This is a genomic window from Microbacterium sp. H37-C3 (assembly GCF_027157935.1).
Lineage (GTDB): Bacteria > Actinomycetota > Actinomycetes > Actinomycetales > Microbacteriaceae > Microbacterium > Microbacterium plantarum.
In genome coordinates, this window is the sequence record NZ_JAPVLR010000003.1 from 400,031 (window position 1) to 420,395 (window position 20,365).

At 70.8% G+C, this 20,365-nt stretch carries 18 protein-coding genes; 12 read left to right on the plus strand and 6 right to left on the minus strand.

The features are described from left to right. Positions 1-40: 40 nt before the first annotated feature. Both O1W71_RS10930 and O1W71_RS10935 read left to right on the plus strand, forming a co-directional pair. Positions 41-1,630 carry an acyl-CoA carboxylase subunit beta gene (locus O1W71_RS10930; protein WP_181574233.1) on the plus strand — a complete coding sequence of 530 codons (1,590 nt, stop codon included), beginning with the start codon at positions 41-43 and terminating at the stop codon, positions 1,628-1,630. Continuing rightward, positions 1,627-1,878, plus strand: a complete 252-nt coding sequence (locus tag O1W71_RS10935) for an acyl-CoA carboxylase subunit epsilon (RefSeq protein WP_181574234.1) — start codon at positions 1,627-1,629, stop codon at positions 1,876-1,878. The genes O1W71_RS10930 and O1W71_RS10935 overlap by 4 nt, the downstream gene beginning before the upstream one ends. Before the next feature lie 201 nt (positions 1,879-2,079). Here O1W71_RS10935 and O1W71_RS10940 read toward each other — a convergent pair whose 3' ends face one another. From O1W71_RS10940 to O1W71_RS10955, 4 genes are read right to left on the minus strand one after another with little or no spacing between them, the layout of a single operon-like run. Beyond that, the gene (locus O1W71_RS10940) at positions 2,080-3,153 is read right to left on the minus strand and encodes a hypothetical protein (RefSeq protein WP_269267867.1); all 1,074 of its coding nucleotides are present in this window, start codon (positions 3,151-3,153) and stop codon (positions 2,080-2,082) included. Further along, the gene (locus O1W71_RS10945) at positions 3,150-4,388 is read right to left on the minus strand and encodes a sensor histidine kinase (protein ID WP_269267868.1); all 1,239 of its coding nucleotides are present in this window, start codon (positions 4,386-4,388) and stop codon (positions 3,150-3,152) included. Before O1W71_RS10945 ends, O1W71_RS10940 begins: the two co-directional genes overlap by 4 nt. Next, a complete protein-coding gene (locus tag O1W71_RS10950; protein WP_269267869.1) occupies positions 4,378-5,034 on the minus strand; it encodes a response regulator transcription factor in 657 nt (218 codons plus the stop codon). Before O1W71_RS10950 ends, O1W71_RS10945 begins: the two co-directional genes overlap by 11 nt. 9 nt (positions 5,035-5,043) lie before the next feature. Further along, positions 5,044-6,336, minus strand: coding sequence for a class I SAM-dependent RNA methyltransferase (locus tag O1W71_RS10955; protein ID WP_269267870.1), 1,293 nt, complete (start codon positions 6,334-6,336; stop codon positions 5,044-5,046). 44 nt (positions 6,337-6,380) lie between these two features. On the opposite strand from O1W71_RS10955, the gene O1W71_RS10960 reads away from it, so the two are divergent. The 3 genes from O1W71_RS10960 to O1W71_RS10970 all read left to right on the plus strand — a co-directional run bounded on the left by O1W71_RS10960 (position 6,381) and on the right by O1W71_RS10970 (position 9,371). Then, positions 6,381-7,037: a Maf family protein gene (locus O1W71_RS10960; RefSeq protein ID WP_112617593.1), complete on the plus strand. Its 657-nt coding sequence runs from the start codon at positions 6,381-6,383 to the stop codon at positions 7,035-7,037. Positions 7,038-7,135: 98 nt separating this feature from the next. Further along, positions 7,136-8,902, plus strand: coding sequence for an acetyl/propionyl/methylcrotonyl-CoA carboxylase subunit alpha (locus tag O1W71_RS10965; protein WP_269267871.1), 1,767 nt, complete (start codon positions 7,136-7,138; stop codon positions 8,900-8,902). A gap of 16 nt (positions 8,903-8,918) precedes the next feature. After that, on the plus strand, positions 8,919-9,371 hold the full coding sequence (locus tag O1W71_RS10970) for a hypothetical protein (protein ID WP_269267873.1): 453 nt from the start codon (positions 8,919-8,921) through the stop codon (positions 9,369-9,371). Between the two features lie 109 nt (positions 9,372-9,480). Here the strand turns inward: O1W71_RS10970 and O1W71_RS10975 are convergent, their stop codons facing one another. After that, positions 9,481-10,944 carry an NAD(P)H-quinone dehydrogenase gene (locus O1W71_RS10975; RefSeq protein WP_114588564.1) on the minus strand — a complete coding sequence of 488 codons (1,464 nt, stop codon included), beginning with the start codon at positions 10,942-10,944 and terminating at the stop codon, positions 9,481-9,483. 68 nt (positions 10,945-11,012) lie between these two features. On the opposite strand from O1W71_RS10975, the gene O1W71_RS10980 reads away from it, so the two are divergent. From O1W71_RS10980 to O1W71_RS10990, 3 genes are all read left to right on the plus strand, one after another. Then, the gene (locus O1W71_RS10980) at positions 11,013-11,846 is read left to right on the plus strand and encodes a purine-nucleoside phosphorylase (protein ID WP_269267875.1); all 834 of its coding nucleotides are present in this window, start codon (positions 11,013-11,015) and stop codon (positions 11,844-11,846) included. 80 nt (positions 11,847-11,926) lie between these two features. After that, positions 11,927-13,573 (plus strand): phospho-sugar mutase, encoded by a 1,647-nt coding sequence (locus tag O1W71_RS10985; RefSeq protein WP_269268042.1) that lies wholly within the window; start codon positions 11,927-11,929, stop codon positions 13,571-13,573. Between the two features lie 150 nt (positions 13,574-13,723). Next, positions 13,724-14,293, plus strand: coding sequence for a GNAT family N-acetyltransferase (locus tag O1W71_RS10990; RefSeq protein ID WP_269267876.1), 570 nt, complete (start codon positions 13,724-13,726; stop codon positions 14,291-14,293). 10 nt (positions 14,294-14,303) lie between these two features. Here O1W71_RS10990 and O1W71_RS10995 read toward each other — a convergent pair whose 3' ends face one another. Continuing rightward, positions 14,304-16,223: a BglG family transcription antiterminator gene (locus O1W71_RS10995; RefSeq protein ID WP_269267878.1), complete on the minus strand. Its 1,920-nt coding sequence runs from the start codon at positions 16,221-16,223 to the stop codon at positions 14,304-14,306. Positions 16,224-16,330: 107 nt separating this feature from the next. Between O1W71_RS10995 and O1W71_RS11000 the strand changes: the two genes are divergently transcribed. Genes O1W71_RS11000 through O1W71_RS11015 form a run of 4 tightly spaced genes read left to right on the plus strand, consistent with a single transcriptional unit; the run spans position 16,331 to position 20,291 of the window. Then, positions 16,331-16,684, plus strand: a complete 354-nt coding sequence (locus O1W71_RS11000; RefSeq protein WP_269267879.1) for a PTS sugar transporter subunit IIB — start codon at positions 16,331-16,333, stop codon at positions 16,682-16,684. After that, the gene (locus O1W71_RS11005) at positions 16,681-16,953 is read left to right on the plus strand and encodes an HPr family phosphocarrier protein (RefSeq protein ID WP_023955516.1); all 273 of its coding nucleotides are present in this window, start codon (positions 16,681-16,683) and stop codon (positions 16,951-16,953) included. The genes O1W71_RS11000 and O1W71_RS11005 overlap by 4 nt, the downstream gene beginning before the upstream one ends. A gap of 50 nt (positions 16,954-17,003) precedes the next feature. Further along, on the plus strand, positions 17,004-18,659 hold the full coding sequence (ptsP, locus tag O1W71_RS11010) for a phosphoenolpyruvate--protein phosphotransferase (protein ID WP_112617402.1): 1,656 nt from the start codon (positions 17,004-17,006) through the stop codon (positions 18,657-18,659). A 48-nt stretch (positions 18,660-18,707) separates the two neighbouring features. Beyond that, positions 18,708-20,291, plus strand: coding sequence for a PTS mannitol transporter subunit IICB (locus tag O1W71_RS11015; RefSeq protein WP_269267880.1), 1,584 nt, complete (start codon positions 18,708-18,710; stop codon positions 20,289-20,291). Positions 20,292-20,365 lie beyond the last annotated feature (74 nt).

A 20,365-nucleotide genomic window follows, 5' to 3' on the forward strand; every position in this document is an offset into this window, starting at 1 on the left:
CTCCAACGGCTGCGGGGCCGCGCTGGATAGGGTGGAACGCGTGACCGACCAGCCCGACCTGTCCACGACCGCCGGCAAGATCGCCGACCTCCGCGCCCGCTACCAGACGGCCGTCGTCGACGCCGAGACCGCGGCACGCGAGAAGCAGCACAAGAAGGGCAAGCTCACCGCCCGCGAGCGCATCGAGATGCTCGTGGACCCGGGGTCGTTCGTGGAGCTCGACGAGTACGTGCGCCATCGCACCACCGCGTTCGGCATGGACCGGTCCCGCCCCTACGGCGACTCCGTCGTCTCGGGCGTCGGCACGATCCACGGCCGCACCGTCGCGGTCTACTCGCAGGACTTCACGACGTTCGGCGGCTCGCTCGGCGAGTCCGCTGGCGAGAAGATCATCAAGGTCATGGAGCTCGCTCTGCGCGGCGGGATGCCGATCATCGGCATCCTCGACTCGGGTGGCGCCCGAATCCAGGAGGGCGTCGTGGCGCTCGGCAAGTACGGCGAGATCTTCCGCCTGAACACCGCGGCGTCGGGAGTGATCCCCCAGATCTCGCTGATCATGGGGCCCGCCGCGGGCGGCGCGGTCTACTCCCCCGCCCTCACGGACTTCGTCATCATGGTCGACAAGACGAGTCAGATGTTCGTCACCGGCCCCGATGTCATCAAGACCGTCACCGGCGAGGACGTCGGCATGGAGGAGCTCGGCGGCGCCCACACCCACAACACGCGTTCGGGTGTCGCGCACTACCTGGCCCAGGACGAGGACGACGCGATCGACTACGCCCGGTCGCTCCTGAGCTTCCTGCCCGACAACAACATGTCGGACGCCCCGGTGTACGAGACCGGCTTCGAGTGGGAGACCACTGACGACGACCGTGCCCTGAACGTCGTCATCCCCGATTCACCCAACCAGCCCTACGACATCCACCAGGTCATCTCGGGGATCGTCGACGAGGGCGACTTCCTCGAGGTGCAGCCGCTGTTCGCACCGAACATCGTCGTCGGCTTCGGCCGGGTCGAGGGACGGACGGTCGGCATCATCGCCAACCAGCCCTCGCAGATGGCGGGCACTCTGAACATCGATGCCGGCGAGAAGGCGAGCCGGTTTGTTCGGTTCTGCGACGCCTTCTCGGTGCCGATCGTCACCCTCGTCGACGTTCCGGGCTATCTTCCCGGCACGGATCAGGAATGGACCGGCGTCATCCGCCGCGGGGCCAAGCTGCTCTACGCCTACGCCGAGGCGACGGTTCCGCTCGTGACGGTCATCCTCCGGAAGGCCTACGGCGGCGCCTACATCGTGATGGGCTCCAAGCAGCTGGGCGCCGACGTGAACGTCGCCTGGCCGACCGCGGAGATCGCTGTGATGGGCGGCCAGGGAGCGGTCAACATCCTCTACCGCGGTGAGATCAAGCGCGCCGAAGAGGCGGGCGAGGATGTCGCCGCGGTGCGGTCGCGCCTGGCCTCCGAGTACACCTACAACGTGGCCTCCCCCTTCCTGGCCGCCGAGCGGGGCGAGCTCGACGGCATCATCGAGCCGGCGCAGACGCGCGTCTACATCGCGAAGTCGCTGCGCGCGCTCCGGGGGAAGCGGGCCGAGCTGCCCGCGAAGAAGCACGGGAACATCCCGCTGTGAGCGGTCGAGAGGATTCCCGGGACGAGGCGGGCCACGACGAGCGACCCCTGCGCATCGAGGTGCGGCGCGGCGATCCGACCCCGGAGGAGCTGGCCGCCGTCATCGCCGTCGTGAGCGAGTCGTACGCCCAGGAAGCCGCGGAGGCGATCGCCCCCGAGCCGGCCCCCGAGTCCGCCTGGCGGCGCTCGGCACGCGCGTTGCGGACGCCGCTGCGGCGCGGCTTCGGCTGGGGGCGTTTCACCGGTTGACGGGCGAAACTGATTTTGTCCCCCGAAATACCTACAGACAGATCTGGCACGCTGCCGCAGACTGAATGTGCTGGAACGCTACTGCGTTCGGTCACCCGAGCTTTTAGCCGGTGACTGCTGCGAGTCGGTTTTCGGGTAACCACTCGCATGGCGAGGGGCGGGCGGCTTCGCCGCCCCTCGCCCCCAGTACCTTCCGTCCGGTCAGAGACGCGGGCGGGGCCGCGCGATCTCGCGCCAGAGATCGACCGTCTCATCGGCGTCGTCATGGCGCGAGCGGCCGACGACCGTGACCGCCGTGTCGGGATGCGTCGAAGTCCGGATGTAGAGCCGCTCCGACCGTGCCCCGTCGAGCACGGCGGCAAGCTCGGCACGGATGGCGGCGAGTTCGCGCTCGTCGAGGCCGTCGAGGCCGCCCTCGTCGAGGAACGTGACGTGGGCTCCGGCTCGCCGGACGTCTTCGAGCACGCGGCGCACCGCGTCGTCGAGCAGCCGCGGACCGCGCAGCTCATCGCGCAGACGCCCCTCCGCGAGCCGCGCCTGCAGGCGCTCGTCGTCGTCGAGGTCGCCGCCCGCGTTGATGGTGCGCGAAAGCACGGGCCCCGCGACGGCGAGCGCGCGCTGCACGCGGACCCGGCGCTCGCGACGGCGGCCCTCCTGTGTGGCGAGCCATTCGGACGCCTCGCGTTGCAGCGCCGTGAGCTGCGCGGTCTCGACGGCCGCGCGGTCGATCAGCAGGACGATGATCTGCGCTCCGCCCACCCAGATCGCCGAACCGACGGCTCCCAGCGAGAGCGTCGGCTCCGGGCCGATCCACACGACCGACTGCAGGAACAGGACGACGATGCCCGACCAGGCCACGATGGAGCGCCGGCGCACGACGAGGACGGCCATCAAGGCACCGAGCCCGCCGAGGCTCCAGGTCGCGAACGGCTGCAGCCGCCCCTCTTCGCCCGCGGCCCACCAGGTGGCTGACGGGATCACCACGGTGACCGCGAGGGCGAGGAGCGCGATCCACAGGGGCAGCGGCGCCGGACGGCTCATGCCTGCCGTCACGGCACTCATCGCCGGAACCTCCGCGGCCGGCTTCGCCGCCGCATCCATCGGCCGCGTGGGCCAGAAGATGCACAGGCCCGTGACGGCGAGGTAGACGACGAGGTTCAGGATCAGCACGACGGGGACGTCGACGGGGCGGGTCCAGAACATTCCGCCGACCGCCAAGTACGCCGTGAACGCGACCCCGAGTGCCGACAGCACCCAGCGGACCGAACGGTTCATGAGCTCTCCCGCCAGCTGATCGACACGGTCGTCCCGGAGGCATCGGAGTCGACCGTGGCGGATCCGGCCACAGCGGCCACCCGCGCGATGATCGAGGCTCGGATCCCGAGGCGGTCCTCCGCGACGCGCGTCGCCTCGAAACCGGGTCCGTCGTCGGTGACGGTGATCGCGAGCCCCGCCCCATCGGCGTGGAAGGACACACGCAGATTCGCGGCGCCGGCATGCTCGACCGAATTCGTCACCGCCTGTGCCGCTGCGAGGTGCAGCGCTCGGGCGACTCGGCCCGGCACAGACCGGGCATCGGGTTCGATCCGCTGCGAAACCTCGGCGTCCGGAGACAGACGGTGAACGGTCGATTCGAGCTCGGCGCCGATGACGCCCGCGGGGATGGGGGCGTCGGGACCTTCGCCCACCTCTTGGTCGACGTTCGCCAGGCGCGTGAGTGCTTCGCGGGCCATGGCGACCGCCAGCGTCCGCTCGCGGTCGGTCTCCGCGCGTTCGGCCGCGATCAGTGCGGCCAGCACGCTGTCGTGCATGAGCGCCGCGACGGCGACCCGCTCTTTTTCGACCGCGTCCGCCGCGGCCGCCTGCGCGAAGGAGCGGACGGCGCCCTCCCGTCCGCTGTCGATGCTCGCCGCGAGCGACCGGAGGATCCAGCCGACGACGATCAGGACGCTCGCGAGGATGATCGCGAACGCCGAGTCGAGCGCGACGTCGAGCACCGTGGCGGGCGTGAGGGGCAGGAGTACGAGCCGCATCGCGCCGTACAGCAACGGCAGGAGGAATGCCCAGACGATCTGGCCGGCCAGGGGCATGCAGAAGACCGCCGCGACGGTCCCCACGTTGATGAGGAACCACAACCAGGGCTGCTGGTCGACGGTGGTCGACCGGTCGGCCGCGAGCGGCCAGAGGACGGTTGCGACCGGGAAGACGCCGGCGAAGATCGCGGCGAACACGCGGACGGCCCGCGAGGTGATGAGCGCGACGCACATCATCAGCAGCGAGCCCAGGACTACAACCAGCAGAACCGTGTGCCAGACGGAATGCCCGGCGGGGGTGCTGATCGCTCCCACGAGGGCCTGGATGCCGATGACGGCGCTCCCGGTGCCGACGACGATGCCCAGGATGCGGTCGATGCGCGACTGGGTGAAGCGCTGAGTCTGGGCCAGGGCCTCGCGGAACTCCGCAGGACGACGGGGGCGGGTCGTCCCGGTGCCCGGGGTCTCAGCGGGCATCGGACGCTTCGCCGACGAGACCGTCTTCCATCGCACGGCGGAGGAGGTCGACCTTGGTGGGTGCGGGACGGCCGACCTCGACGTACTTCACACGGACCCGGGTGATGTTCTCTTTCGCGGTGGAGTAGGCGATCCCGAGCCGCTCGGCCACCGCTTTGAGGGGCAATCCGGCGGCATACAGGCGAAGCACATCGCGCTCACGTGCCGAGAGCTGGGCATCGGCGAACGCCCGGTCGCCGTCGACCGCGCTGGCCCACTCGACGTTGTCCAGATGTTCACCCCGCGCCACCGTCCGAACCGCCGCGACGACGTCGTCGGTGCGCGCCGACTTGCTGATGACACCCAAAGCGCCCGCGGACAGGGCTTCACGCACCGCCGCCGGACGGTCGGCGACGCTGTGGATGATGACCTGCGAGCCGTCCCAGACCAGCTGTGCGACGTTCTCCGCCACGGTGGCACCGTCGCCGAGCATGAGGTCGAGGACGACGACATCCGCCGGCGACTCCGCCGTGTCCTTTCGCCAGCGCAGATACTCGGCGACAGTGCTTCCAGAGAAGACGACCTCCCCGAATCCCACGCGGGAACAGGCGGCGGCGAGCCCGAGCCGGACCGACTCGTGATCGTCGATGAGTGCCACCCGTGTCATGGGCTCAGCCTAGGACAGGGGGGCCTCGTCGGTGAGTACCGCAACCGCCTCCATGTGGTGCGAATGCGGGAACAGGTCCAGACCCTGCAACGACACCGGCGCGTACCCACCCGCGCGCAACATGCCGAGATCGCGCGCGAGTGCGACCGGGTCGCACGCGACGTAGACGAGGGTTGCGGGCCGCAGCCGCAGCAGCGAATCGACGACGTCGCGACCGGCTCCCGACCGCGGCGGATCGAGAACCGTCACACCGGCGCGCAAGCGAGCGCGTTCGGCAGCCGACGCGGTCTCCTCGATCTGCGCGAGCCAGCGGTCGACCCGGCCGGTCTCGGCACGGGCTCCCACCCACTCGGCCAGGTTCTCCCCGGCGTGGTCGGTGGCGCGGGTGTCGGACTCGACGCTCGTGATGCGGGTCGCGGTGCCGCCCAGCTCGGCGACGGCAGCCGCGAGGAGGCCGACCCCGCCGTACAGGTCGAGGTGCCACGCGTCGGGATCGACGCCGCGGCCGGCGGCTCGCAGGCCGCCGTGGACCGCATCGCGCAGCGCGACCGGCGCGAGCCGGTGGACCTGCCAGAACCCTCCGGCGTCGACGCGGAACTCCCGGTCGCCGACCTTCTCGATCACCGCTTCGCGCAGCGCCGGGTCGGCCGCGGGACGCGGACCGCCCCGACCTCGACGGCGGGGCGTCTCCGGGCGGGCCAGGGCTCGCACCCGCCCGTCGGAGGGCTGCACGAGGTCGAGGCGTCCGGGTGCGGCCGTCCGGCCGCGGCCCACTGCCTCAGCGATCGCCGGGGTGGCGAGCGGCAGGTCGTCGACCTCGACGACGCGGTGCGAGCGCGCGGCGAAGGGCCCGATGCGTCCATCCCCGTCGACGTGGAGGCTCACGCGCGTGCGCCATCCCGTGCCGTCCGGCGTCTCGTCGGCGCCGGCTGCCGCGACGACGACGTCGCTGTCGACACCGCCGAAGCGCTTCAGAGCGTCGCGGAGGACGCGCTGCTTGAGCTCGCGCTGGTGTTCGAGGTCGATGTGCCCGAAGTCGGCCCCGCCCGGGCGGTTCTCCGGCGCGGTGCCGATGTCGGCGGGCGACCAGACGTGCGGTCGCCGATGCCGCGACGCCTCGAGCACGTCGAGCGCCTCGGCACGCCAGAACGACGACTTCGCGGTGTCGGTCAGCCGCGCGCGCACCCTCTCACCGGGGATCGCGTCGGGGACGAAGACGACGCGGCCTTCGTGTCGTGCGACGAAGACGCCGCCGTGGGCGACGTCGGTGACGTCGAGATCGAGGAGGTCGCCGGACTGCATCCCTCGATGCTCGCACACGCGCGCCCGCAGGTAGCGTGAACGGCATGCGCGTGTGCCTCGCCTCGACCTCCCCCGCCCGCCTCATGCTGCTGCGTCAGGCGGGCATCGAACCAGCGACCCGTGCCCCCGAGGTCGACGAGGAGGCCGTCGTCGCCGCCCTCGAAGCCGAGGAGGGTCGCGTGCTGCCGCCGGACGAGCACGTCCTGCTGCTGGCGCGACGCAAGGCGGCCGACGTGGTCGCGACGCTCGCGCGACTCGAACCCGACTTCGACGGCATCGTCATCGGGGGCGACTCGATGTTCGCCTTCGACGGCGAGGTCCTCGGCAAGCCGCTCCGGCCCGACGTGGCGACCGCGAGGTGGGAGAGGATGCGCGGGGGCACCGGCATCCTCCACTCGGGGCACTCGGTGTTCCGCGTGCGCCCGGGGACCGTTGCGCAGGAGGCGTACGCCGTCGCGGACGCCGCGGTGACCTTCGCCGACGACATCACCGCCGACGAGATCGCGGCGTACGTCGGCACCGGCGAACCTCTGCAGGTGGCGGGAGCCTTCACTGTCGACAGCCTCGGCGGCCCCTTCATCACGCGGGTCGACGGCGATCCCTCCACGGTCGTCGGGATGTCCTTATCGACGTTGCGCCGCCTCGTCCGTGAGCTCGGCGTGGCCTGGCCCGACCTCTGGACCACGCGGCTGACATCATGAACGGCGGGCCCGCTTCGTAGGCATCCACTCACGTTCGGCCGGTCACTTTGTGCGAGTGATCCAAAAGACGGGGCCGCGTGCTCGCTAGGCTGGCATTCATGCCTGAGATCGCCAAGGTCCTGATCGCGAACCGCGGCGAGATCGCCGTCCGTATCGTGCGCGCCGCCCGTGACAGCGGGAAGGCGTCCGTCGCCGTCTACGCCGACCAGGACCGCGACGCGCTCCACGCCCGCCTCGCCGACGAGGCGTACGCCCTCGAGGGGTCCACGAGCGCCGAGACCTACCTCTCCATCGAGAAGATCCTCTCCGTCGCGCGACGTTCCGGCGCCGACGCCGTGCACCCCGGGTACGGCTTCCTCGCGGAGAACGCCGAGTTCGCCCGCGCCGTCATCGGCGCGGGACTCACCTGGATCGGCCCCTCTCCCGAGGCTATCGAGGCTCTCGGCGACAAGGTCACCGCGCGGCACGTCGCCGAGAAGGTCGGCGCTCCGCTCGCGCCCGGTACCCCCGGGCCCGTCGACGGTGCCGACGAGGTCATCGCCTTCGCGAACGAGCACGGCCTGCCGATCGCCATCAAAGCCGCCTACGGCGGCGGCGGGCGTGGTCTGAAGGTCGCGCGCGAGCTCGACGAGGTCGCCGAGCTATTCGAGTCGGCCACTCGTGAGGCGATCGCCGCGTTCGGCCGAGGCGAGTGCTTCGTCGAGAAGTACCTCGACAAGCCGCGCCATGTCGAGACGCAGTGCCTCGCCGACGCAGCCGGCAACGTGGTCGTCGTCTCCACGCGCGACTGCTCGCTGCAACGACGCCACCAGAAGCTCGTCGAAGAAGCGCCCGCGCCCTTCCTCACGGACGAGCAGAACGACATCCTCTACTCCGCCTCGAAGGCCATCCTGCGCGAGGTCGGCTATGTCGGGGCGGGAACCTGCGAGTTCCTCATCGGCGCCGACGGCACGATCTCGTTCCTCGAGGTCAACACGCGCCTCCAGGTCGAGCACCCCGTGTCCGAAGAGGTGACCGGGATCGACCTCGTCCGCGAGCAGTTCCGCATCGCCGAGGGCGGCACGCTGGACTACGACGATCCTGCACCGGTCGGACACTCGATCGAGTTCCGCATCAACGGCGAGGACCCGGGACGCAACTTCCTCCCGCAGCCCGGCCGCATCCACGTCTTCAAGACGTTCGGCGGTCCCGGCATCCGTCTCGATTCCGGTGTCACGGCCGGCGACTCGGTCTCCGGCGCGTTCGACTCGATGCTCGGAAAGATCATCGTCACGGGTCGCACCCGCGAGGAGGCACTCGAGCGCTCGCGCCGCGCGCTCGACGAGTTCGAGGTCGCCGGTATGCCCACCGTCCTGCCGTTCCACCGCCGCGTCGTGCGCGAGCCCGCCTTCACGGCGGAGAACGGCACGTTCGGCGTGTTCACGCGGTGGATCGAGACCGAGTTCGTCAACGACATCCCGGCGTGGGACGGCGAGCTCGAGGCTCCCGCCGAGCCCAGCGGCCGCCACACGGTCGTCGTGGAGGTCGCCGGCAAGCGCCTCGAAGTGAGCCTCCCCGACCGGGTCGCCTCCCCTCCGGTCGCGGTGGGCCGCCCCGCCCAGGTGCCGCCCTCGCGGCGCTCGCACGCGGCCAACGCCAGCGCCGCGGCATCCGGGGACGCCGTGAAGTCACCGATGCAGGCGACGATCGTCAAGGTCGCGGTCGAAGCCGGCCAGCAGGTCGTCAAGGGCGACCTCGTCGTGGTACTCGAGGCGATGAAGATGGAGCAGCCCATCCAGGCCCACAAGGACGGCGTCGTCGGCTCCATCGACGCGACGCCGGGCACCACCGTGGGAGCAGGTCACCCCCTGCTCACCATCTCCTGACCCCTAGGGTGGGGGCATGCGCCGCCATGCACGTGTCATTCCCGTCGTCTGCCTGCTGGGGCTCGCTCTCGGGCTGAGCGCCTGCGCTTCCGACACGGTCGACCTCGCGGCGGCCGACGGGTGGCTCGCCGCTGTCGCGGCCGAACAAGCCGGCGCGGATGTCGGCATCGGCACGGCGAGCGGCCGTACGATGCCGTTCGAGAATTCCGGTGACGGGAGCGCAGGGGCCATCCTGACGCTCGCCGAGCCGGCGCCGGCGAGTGTGGTCGAGGTGCGGTGCTTCGGCGGTCACACCGCGACGGTGTTCGTCGAGGCTTCGACGACGTCCGGCTCGCGCGGCGTGGAGACGAGCATCGACTGCGACGAGAAGCCGCACGCTCTCGAGCTCGTTGATGCCACCCGCACGACCGCCGTCAGGATTGCCGTCCGCGCCGAGCCGGAGACGCGCTACTACGCCGATGTGAGGTGACACGGCGACGCATGACCGCGCGTGAGCGTCGGAGAGAGGCGCGTACATCGGAGCGATCGCCAGGATTACTCCGACTTTCGCGCGATTCTCCGACGCTCGTGTGCTCGGCTCAGGAGAGCGGGTCCTCGTCGCGCTGGACGAGGTGCATCGCGCGAGCGGCATCCGTGATGCTGCCCGTGAGCGAGGGGTACACCGCGAAGACCCGCGAGACCTGGTCGACCGTGAGACGGCGCTCGACGGCGATCGCGATCGGGTAGATGAGCTCCGAGGCGCGCGGCGCCACGATGACACCGCCGATGACGGTTCCCGAGCCCTCGCGCGCGATGATCTTCACGAAGCCGTCCTTGACGCCCATCATCTTCGCGCGCGGGTTCGCGGCGAGCGGGAGCTTGTGCACGTACCCGTTGACCAGGCCCGACTCGATGTCCTTCTGCTGCTGGCCCACCGTCGCGATCTCGGGCGCGGTGAAGATGTTCGCGGTGATGCGGCGGCGCTCGAGCGGGATGACGGTGTCGCCGAGCGCGTGGAAGACGGCCTGACGCCCCTGCATCGCAGCGACCGAGGCGAGCGGCACGAACGTGGTGCAGTCACCCGCGGCGTAGATGTTCGGCACGGATGTGCGCGCGACGCGGTTGACCTGGATGTGGCCCGAATCCGTGAGCTGGACGCCCGCCTCTTCGAGACCGATGCCGGCGGTGTTGGGGATCGAGCCGACCGCCATGAGGCAGTGGCTCCCCTCGACCGTGCGCCCGTCCGAGAGGGTCGCCACAACGCCGTTCTCGGTGCGCTCGACCTTCTCGGCGCGAGACTTCGACAGCACCGTCATCCCGCCGCGCTTGAACACCTTCTCGATGACCGCGGCCGCGTCGACGTCCTCGCCCGGGAGCACCTGGTCGCGGCTGGAGATCAGCGTCACCTTCGCCCCGAGGTTCATGTAGGCCGAGGCGAACTCCGCTCCCGTCACACCGGATCCCACGACGATGAGGTGCTCGGGCAGCGACTTCATGTCGTAGAGCTGCGTCCAGGTGAGGATGCGCTCCCCGTCGGGCTTCGCACTGGGCAGTTCGCGCGGCGACGCCCCCACGGAGACGACGAGGGTGTCGGCTTCCACGCGGTCGAAGTCGGTGCCGCCGGGGCCCGTCGCCGCGATCAGGGCGTGCGTGCCGTCGAGGCGCCCGTGGCCGGAGATGATGCGGACACCCGCTTCGACGAGCTGCGCGCGCATGTCGTCGGACTGCTGGCGAGCGAGAGAGAGCAGCCGGCGGTTGACGGCCGCGAGATTGATGGCGACCTCCGGCTTGAGCGGAGTGCCGGAGTCGGACCGCGCGAACAGCTGCACGCCCAAATCGGATGCCTCGCTGATGGCGACGGCCGCATCAGCCGTGGCGATCAGCGACTTCGAGGGGACGACGTCGGTGATGACGGCCGAGCCGCCCACGCCGGCGCGTTCGACCAGCGTCACCTCCGCACCCTGCTGGGCGGCGGCCAGGGCCGCCTCGTATCCGCCGGGGCCGCCGCCGAGGACGGCGACGCTTTGGGTGCGCTCGAAGCTGAGAGGCGACATGGTCTCCATTCTTCCTCAGCCGCGGAGTCGGTCGCGCACGCCTGCGTCTGGAGGGTCGCGAGTCTTAGAGTGGGGGGATGCTTGACTCCTCCGCGCACCCGCTCGACGATCCCGCTGTCGACCCGCTCGATGTGGCCCGCGAGGCTGCGGCCGACATCGCCCGTATCAGCGGCGTCGAGCGCCACGACATCGCGCTCACCCTCGGCAGCGGCTGGGGTCGGGCAGCCGAGCTCATCGGCGAGACCACGGCGACCATCCCCGCCACCGACGTCACCGGCTTCAGCAAACCCGCACTCGAGGGGCACGTCGGGACGCTGCGCAGCATCCTGACCCCCGAGGGCAAGCGCATCCTCGTCATCGGCGCCCGCACCCACTACTACGAGGGGCACGGCGTTCGCCGGGTCGTGCACAGCGTGCGCACCGCCGCCGCCACCGGCGCGAAGATCATGGTGCTGACCAACGGCGCGGGCGGCATCAAGCCGACGTGGCGGCCCGGCCAGCCGGTGCTCATCAGCGACCACCTGAACCTCACCGCCGACTCGCCCCTCGAGGGCGCGACGTTCGTCGACCTGACCGACCTGTACTCCTCGCGACTGCGCGACATCGCGCGCTCGATCGATCCCACGCTGGACGAGGGCGTGTACACGCAGTTCCGCGGCCCGCAGTACGAGACGCCGGCCGAGGTGCGCATGGCTCGCACGCTCGGCGGCGACATCGTGGGCATGTCGACGGCGCTCGAGGCCATCGCCGCCCGCGAGGCCGGCATGGAGATCCTCGGGTTCTCGCTCATCACGAACCTCGCCGCCGGCATCCAGGAGACCCCGCTCAGCCACGCCGAGGTGATCGAGGCCGGGCGCGAGGCCGAGCCGGTGATCTCGGCGCTCCTCGCCCGCGTGATCGAGGCGCTGTGACCGGCGCGGACGAGCCCGTCACGGGCGTGAACGTCGACGCGACGACGCCGGCGGTTCCCTGGGACGCTGCGCGCGCCTGGATGGCCCAGGACCCCGACTCCGAGACCCGCGATGAGCTGGCCGCCGTCATCGCCGCAGCCGAGTCAGGCGACGAAGCGGCCGCGGCCGACCTCGTCGACCGCTTCAGCACGCGCCTGGCCTTCGGCACCGCAGGACTCCGAGGTCGCCTCGGCGCCGGCAGCAACCGTATGAACCGCGTGCTCGTGACGCAGGCCGCCGCGGGGCTCGCGGCGTATCTGCTCGAGAAGGCGGGACCGGATGCTCCGCCCGTCGTCGTCGTCGGCTACGACGGGCGTCGCGGCTCGGCGCAGTTCGCGCGAGACTCGGCCGAGATCTTCGCGGGGGCGGGGCTGCGCGCCATCCTGCTGCCGCGCCTGCTCCCGACGCCGGTTCTCGCGTTCGCGGTGCGGCACCTCGGTGCCGACGCCGGTGTGATGGTCACGGCGAGCCACAACCCGCCCGACGACAACGGCTACAAGGTGTACCTCGGCGGGGCCGACGACGGCTCGCAGATCGTCCCGCCCGCCGACGGCGAGATCGCCGCGCACATCCAGCGGGTGGCGGACGCCGGCGACATCTCGGTCCTCCCCCGCTCCGAGCAGTACGAGACCGCCGACGACACCGTCGTCGAGGCGTACGTCGCCGCGACGGCGACCGTCGCCCCGGCGCCCGCGGGCGCGAACGGGATGCGCTGGGTCTACACCGCCATGCACGGTGTCGGAACAGAGACCATGCTGCGCATCCTCGACGCTGCGGGCTACCCGCACCCCGTCCCGGTCGCCGAGCAGGCCGAGCCGGACGGCCGATTCCCGACCGTCGCGTTCCCGAATCCCGAGGAACCGGGCGCGATGGATCTGGCACTCGAGACCGCCCGCGCGAACGATGCGGAGTTCATCCTCGCGAACGACCCCGACGCCGATCGCCTCGCCGTCGCCATTCCGGATGCTGTCGCCGAGGGCGGCTGGAGGCGACTGACCGGCAACCAGATCGGGCTGCTGCTCGGCTGGCGCGCGGCACGTCGAGCCGCGGAGGGCGGCGTCGCCGAGGGCGCGTCGCTGGCCTGCTCGCTCGTATCCTCGCCGGCGCTCCAGGTCGTCGCCGAGCGCCACGGCCTCGGCTTCCACGCCACCCTCACCGGCTTCAAGTGGATCTCGCGCGCCCCTGGACTCGTCTTCGGCTTCGAAGAGGCACTCGGCTATCTGGTGAACCCCGAGACCGTGAAGGACAAGGACGGCATCTCGGCCGCCATCGCGATCCTCGGCCTCGCCGCCGAGGCGCGCGAACAGGGTCGGACGCTGGGTGACCTGCTCGCCGAGTTCGACGCCGAGTTCGGCAGCTTCGCGAGCGGGCAGGTGTCGGTCCGGGTCGACGATCTCGCGGTCATCGGACGCATCACCGCAGCGCTCCGCGCCGCACCGCCGACCCGCATCGGCGACGCGGCAGTCGTGTCGTTCGAGGATCTCGCCGCTCCGGTGTCGGGTCCGCCACTCGGCGACATCCTGCGCCTGTGGCTCGAGGGCGACGCCCGCATCCTCGTGCGCCCGAGCGGCACCGAGCCGAAGCTCAAGCTGTACCTCGATGTTCGCGGAGACTCGGCCGCCGACGCGGCATCCCGGCTCGCCGCGCTCGAGGCCGGCGTGCGCGAGCTGCTCGCGGCCATCGGCTGATCGCCGCCCTCCGGCCTGCACGGTCCCGCGCTTCTGGCGATACATTCGTCGGACGCGCGGGGCTGATGTCGCCTCGAGCAACCCCGGACACCCCACCAGCACCACCCGTCCGACGTCTGTATCGCGTATCCGCGCCGCTAGGCTTCGGGAGTGCTGCTGACGGAACCTGTGGAGCTCGCTGACGACCACGTGCGGCTCGTCCCGCTCGACCTCGACCACGCCGACGACCTCGCGCGAGCCACGGCCGGCCTCGAGTACGCCTGGTACACCTCGGTTCCCGCATCCGTTCCGGCCGACATCGCGCAGCGTCTCGCCTGGCGCGACGAGGGCCACATGAACCCGTTCGCCGTGCTGCGCGACGATGTCGCGGTGGGGATGACGACGTTCTGCAACATCGACCAGCCCAACCGCCGCGTGGAGATCGGACACACCTGGCTGTCGCCGTCGGTGCAGCGAACAGCCGTCAACACGGCCGCGAAGCGTCTGCTGCTCGGCCACGCGTTCGAGAGCTGCGACGCCATCGCGGTGGAGTTCCGCACGTCGTGGCACAACCGTCAGTCGCGCGCGGCGATCGAGCGTCTCGGCGCGAAGCAGGACGGTGTGCTCCGCAACCACCGGCTGGGCCCGCAGGGGACGCTCCGCGACACGGTCGTGTACTCGGTGCTTCCGCACGAGTGGCCTGCGGTGAAGCTGGGGCTCGAAGCGCGACTCGCCCGCTGAGCGCGAGCGATCAGCCGTCGACGACCGCGACGAGCTCGTCGAGGAAGGCGCCGAAGGTGGTCCCCCGTCGCACGATGCGCTGCACGCTCTCGCGCTCGCTGAACACCTCGACCAGCTGCTCGAAGACCGTCTGGAACGCGGCGCGGTCCGACTCCGAGAAGGCGACCATCGCGACGACCTGCACGCGGCCGTCACCCCATGCGATCGAAGGGTCGGCGATCCCGAGCGAGATGGCCGTACGCGTCGCGGTCATCCCGATGGCGTGCGGGACGGCGAGCGCGTCGGTGAAAGCTGTGGACGAGAGCCGCTCGCGCTCGATCGTGCGCTCGATGTAGTCGTCGTCGATGACGCCTTGATCGACCAGCAGTGAGCCCAGCCGGCGGATCGCGGCCTCTTCTCCCCCGTCGCCGTCGAGCCCGCGGATGAACGCGGACGGATCGAAGTAGCGCTCCAGCTCGGCGCGCAAGCGCGTCAGGCGCCGGGCCCGGCGGAGCCGCGCGGCGGCGGTCTGCACCCGATCGATGTCGGCGTCGGTGAGGAAGGGCTGGATGTGGACGATCCGGTCGCTCATGACCGGAGGCGCGATGGTCGACAGGATGAGGTCGGTGTCGATGGAGGCCCAGTCCGGGTCGACGCGCGTCTCGACGCCCACCACGTCGAGTGCCTGTCCCAGCGAACGGTCGACGCTCGAGCGCAACAGCTCGTGCAGCTCGTAGTACCCGGGGCACACGATCGTCGCTGTCAGCGCCTGCGCGGAGAGCCGGCTGCGTTCCAGGCGCCCGCCGACGTGCATCGCGATGTAGGCGATCTCGTCGTCGAGGAGCGGGATGCCGAGGAGACCCCGCAGTGCGTCGGCGATGTACACGGCGACCTCGAAGATCATCGGATACGTCGTCTTCAGCGATCGTGTGAGCGGGTTGCGCGACCACGCCTGCTCGCGTGCCCGGTGCTTGAGGTTCTGCACGTGCAGCGACAGGCGCAGCACGAAGTCCTCCTGGTCGATGTCGACGAGGAACTCCGCGGCCGCCCGCCGCACGACGTCCCGGACGGCGGTCGCGACGTCCGGGTCGATGCGCTCGCGGATGAGCGCCGCCGGCTCGGTCGCACCGGGCGCCACGACGCGCGTGAGCACGAGGGCGGCGAGATGCTGACGGTCGCCCGACCCCAGCACGACGCCGAGGTGCCGGCGCGTGAGGCGGTCGAGGATGTCGCCGACCTCGGCGCGGAACGCGGCGTCGTCGGCCTCTGCCACGTCGAGAGCCCGACCCCGCGTGATCCGGTCGGCGGCGATGGCGATGTGCATGACGACATCCCCGATGCCGAACTCGTTGACGAAGTAGCCGAGCTCGGTCAGCTCGGTGACCAGGTCGTCCTTGAAGGGGCCGAAGGCGACCGCCCCGACGGACCGTTCGCCGAGAGTGCGACGGAGGCTGTCGAGGTCGAAGGAGCCGTCATCGGTCTCCTCGTGGGCGAGCCTGCTGAGCAGCCGTCGCTGGGCCATCTCGGTGCCGCGCAGCCGTGCCCGCGACGACGTGCGTTCCAGGCTGAGCTCGGTGCCGCCGAGCAGCCCGCGCACCCGGCTGAGATCGGCATCGATCGTGGCGGGGCTGACGAAGAAGGCCTCGGCCGTCTCGAAGACGTCGATTCCGTCCGGCGAATCCAGCAGGGCCCGCACGAGGCGGTGCAGCCGGTCACGCGGGGTGCCGGCGTCGCCCACATGCACCGCCGTCGCGCTCTCCGGCCCCGCGCGGTAGCCCTGCGGTCCGGACTCGACGACGACGCCATCCGGCACCCGCGCGTTCAGGGCCGTGACGTAGCTGCGGATCGAGCGCGGCGTGACCCCGATCGCATCCGCGAGCGCGGCTGCGGTCACCCAGTCGCCGTCGCGCGCGAGAATCGCGAGGACGCGGTCCTGCCGGCTCCTGGTCACGCTCCCATTCCATCATGGCCCGGCCGACCTTCCGCCCCTGCGGAAGCAGGAAGACCTTGTCGCCTCTCAGGGGTCTCACAACAATGGGGAGAGGAGGAGGCGGGTCGATGAGGATCCTGGTCGTATGCGGCGCGGGCGCGTCGAGTACTTTCGTCGCACAGCGAGTGCGCCACGCGGCGCAGGCGCGCGGCCTGGACATCACCGCCACCGCCGGAACCGAGCAGTCACTGCCGATCGATCTCGACGCGGCGGACATCGTCCTCGTCGGCCCCCAGCTCATCCCGAAGCTGGACCGGATCACCGAGGCCGCGGCTGCCCGCGGGACGCGCGTCATCCTGATGCCCGCCGACATCTTCCGAGATCTCGACGGGAGCCGGACGCTCGCGCTGATCACCGCTCCGGCCACCACCACGACACGTTCCAGCACCGACATCCCTTCAACGGAGAGGACCCCCTCATGAGCGAGGCATCGCGTACCGTCCGCATCGGATCGTCCAACGGGCTTCACGCCCGTCCCGCGAAGCTGTTCGCCCAGGCGGTCAAGCAGTCGGGTGCCAACGTCACGATCGCGAAGGGCTCGGGCTCTCCCGTGAACGCCGCGAGCATCCTCGGAGTCATCGCGCTCGGCGTCGAGTACGGCGATTACGTCACCCTGACGGCCGACGGTGACAGCGCCGAGAGCGTCCTGGACGAACTCGCCGACCTGCTCGCCACCGATCACGACGAGTGACCACGAACGACCATCGATACGAACACGGACGATACGAAGGAGATCGAGCAATGAGTGAGCTTCGCGGAGTGGGCATCGGCCTGGGAGTCGCGCAGGGACCGATCGCACGGATGGCGGAGCCGCTTCCAGCGCCGAAGGACGAGAAGTCGGAGCTGTCGCTCGACGAGGAGACGGCGCGCGTGAAGGATGCCGTCGCCGCTGTCGCGCGCGAGCTCGAACAGCGTGGCGCACAGGCGGGCGGCGCCGCCCGCGACGTGCTCGAAGCGCAGGCCATGATGGCCGAGGACCCGAGCCTCGAGGCCGAGGTCTCGACCCGCCTGCAGGCCGGCAAGACCGGCGAGTTCGCCGTGTACGACGCCTTCGCCTCGTTCCGCGACCAGCTGTCCGCGATGGGCGGCTATCTCGGCGAGCGCGCCGCCGACCTCGACGACGTCGCGCAGCGCGTCATCGCTCACCTCCGCGGCGTCCCCGCACCGGGTGTCCCCGAGCCGGGCCACCCCTTCGTGCTGGTCGCCAAGGACCTCGCCCCCGCCGACACCGCGCTGCTCGACCTCGACATGGTCCTGGCGCTGGTGACCTCCGAGGGCGGGCCCACCTCGCACACCGCGATCCTCGCCCGCGAGAAGTCGATCGTCGCCGTCGTCGGCGTCACGGACGCCGCGAGCCTCTCCGAGGGCGAGACGGTCATCGTCGACGCCGCGAAGGGCGTCGTCACGACCGACCCGAGCGAGGACGAGCTCGCCCAGGCTCAGAACCGTGCCGACGAGCGCAAGTCGGCGGCATCCGCCCCGATCACCCCCGGCGCGCTCGCCGACGGCACCGCCATCCCGCTGCTGGCGAACCTCGGCAAGCCCGAGGGCGCGGCACAGGCCGTCGAGCTCGGCGCCGAGGGCGTCGGCCTCTTCCGCACCGAGTTCCTCTTCCTCAGCTCGTCGCAGGCGCCCACCGTCGCCCAGCAGCGCGAGGCCTACACGAAGCTGCTGCAGGCGTTCCCGGGCCAGAAGGTCGTCGTCCGCGCACTGGATGCCGGCGCCGACAAGCCGCTCGCGTTCCTCAACGACGCGCACGAGGAGAACCCGGCGCTCGGCCTGCGCGGTCTTCGCGCCCTGCGCGCGAGCGAGGACATCCTGCGCGAGCAGCTCACCGCGCTCGCCGAGGCGGATGCCGCGACCGAGGCCGACCTGTGGGTCATGGCGCCGATGGTCTCGACCGTCGAGGAGACCGAGTACTTCGTCGGCATCGCCCGCGAGTACGGCATCAAGACCGCGGGTGTCATGGTCGAGGTGCCGTCGTCGGCGCTGCTCGCTGACCACGTCCTCAAGGTCGCCGACTTCGCCTCGATCGGCACCAACGACCTCACCCAGTACACGCTCGCCGCCGACCGGCTGCTCGGTTCGGTGTCGTCGTTCCAGGACCCCTGGCACCCGGCTGTGCTGCGTCTCATCCACGAGACCGGCAAGGCGGGCCAGGCCAACGGCAAGCCCGTGGGCATCTGCGGCGAGGCCGCAGCCGACCCGCTGCTGGCCGTCGTGCTCGTGGGCCTCGGCGCCACGAGCCTGTCGATGGCGCCCACCGCGCTCGCCGACGTTCGCGCCACCCTGCTCAACCACACCCTCGACGACGCCCGCCGCATCGCCGAGGCCGCCCTGACCGCGACCGACGCGGCCTCGGCACGTGCCGCCGCCCAGACCGCCGCCGGCATCTGATCAGCACCAGCACCCGCACCACACACTGCACCAGAAGGAGAACCAGAAATGACAACGACGTCAACACCACCCGCGGGAGGTGGGGTCCGGGTCCGCGTCCAGCGCTTCGGAACCTTCCTCTCGGGAATGGTCATGCCCAACATCGCGGCCTTCATCGCGTGGGGTCTGATCACCGCTCTGTTCATCGACACGGGATGGGTCGGACAGGACGGACCGATCGAGGCCTGGCAGTGGGCCGACTCCCGCATGCTCGGCGGCGGGGTCACCCCTGACGGCACCGAGTGGACCGGCCTGGTCGGTCCCATCATCACCTACCTGCTGCCCACCCTGATCGCCTACACCGGTGGCCGCATGGTCTTCGGTGTCCGCGGCGGTGTCGTCGGCGCCGTCGCGGCGATGGGCGTCATCGTGGGCGCCTCGGGGACCATCATGTTCCTCGGCGCAATGGTCGCCGGTCCCCTGACCGCCCTGGCACTCAAGTGGATCGAGAAGCTGTGGGCGGGCAAGGTCCGCGCCGGATTCGAGATGCTCGTCGACAACTTCAGCGCCGGCTTCGTCGCATTCTTCGCCGCGCTCGCAGCCTTCTTCTGGCTCGCCCCGGTGATGAAGTTCGTCACCGACGTGCTCGGTGGCGCCGTCGGCTTCCTCGTCGACCGCGGCCTGATCCCGCTGGCGAGCATCATCGTCGAGCCCGCGAAGGTTCTGTTCCTCAACAACGCCATCAACCACGGCGTGTTCACCCCGCTCGGAACCCAGGAGTCGCTCGAGACCGGGAAGAGCCTGCTCTTCCTCGTCGAGGCGAACCCCGGCCCGGGTGCCGGCCTCCTGCTCGCGATCTCCGTCTTCGGGGTCGGCATCGCGCGCGGTACCGCACCGGGTGCGTTCATCATCCAGTTCTTCGGCGGCATCCACGAGGTGTACTTCCCGTACGTGCTGGCGAAGCCCCTCCTGATCGTCGCGCTCATCGCCGGCGGCGCCAGTGGTGTTGCCACGAACGCCATCTTCAACTCCGGCCTGGTCGCCGCGGCCTCGCCGGGATCCATCTTCGCGGTGCTCATCCAGACCGCCCCGGGCAGCCACCTCGGCGTCATCCTCTCGGTGATCATCTCGGCCGGTGTGACCTTCGCGGTCTCGGCGGCGATCCTGCTGGCGAGCCGCAAGCGCGATCTCGCTCGCGAGCAGGCCGGTGACGGCACGTTCGAGGACGCGATCGCACGCACCGAGGCGAACAAGGGCAAGAGCTCGGAGGCCCTGTCGGGCCTGCGCGCATCGGGTGCTGCCGCCGCCACCGGTGCTGCAGCCGAGACCGGCGCCGCCACCGCGACGGCGACGAAGCCGATCCAGTCGGTCGTGTTCGCCTGCGACGCGGGCATGGGCTCGTCGGCGATGGGCGCGAGCGTCCTGCGCAACAAGTTCAAGAAGGCCGGCATCGAGGACGTCACGGTCGTCAACAAGGCGATCGCGAACCTCGACGGCACCGCCGACCTGGTCATCACGCAGCAGCAGCTGACCGACCGCGCCAAGGCGCAGAACCCCGACGCGGTTCACGTGTCGGTGGACAACTTCATGAACTCGCCGAAGTACGACGAGGTCGTGGAGATGGTCCGCAAGCAGCACGACGCCGACGCGTAGGCTCGAAACCCAGACCCGGGGCCGGGGCGGTCCATCCGCCCCGGCCCCGTGTCATCCCCCAGCAACATCATTCG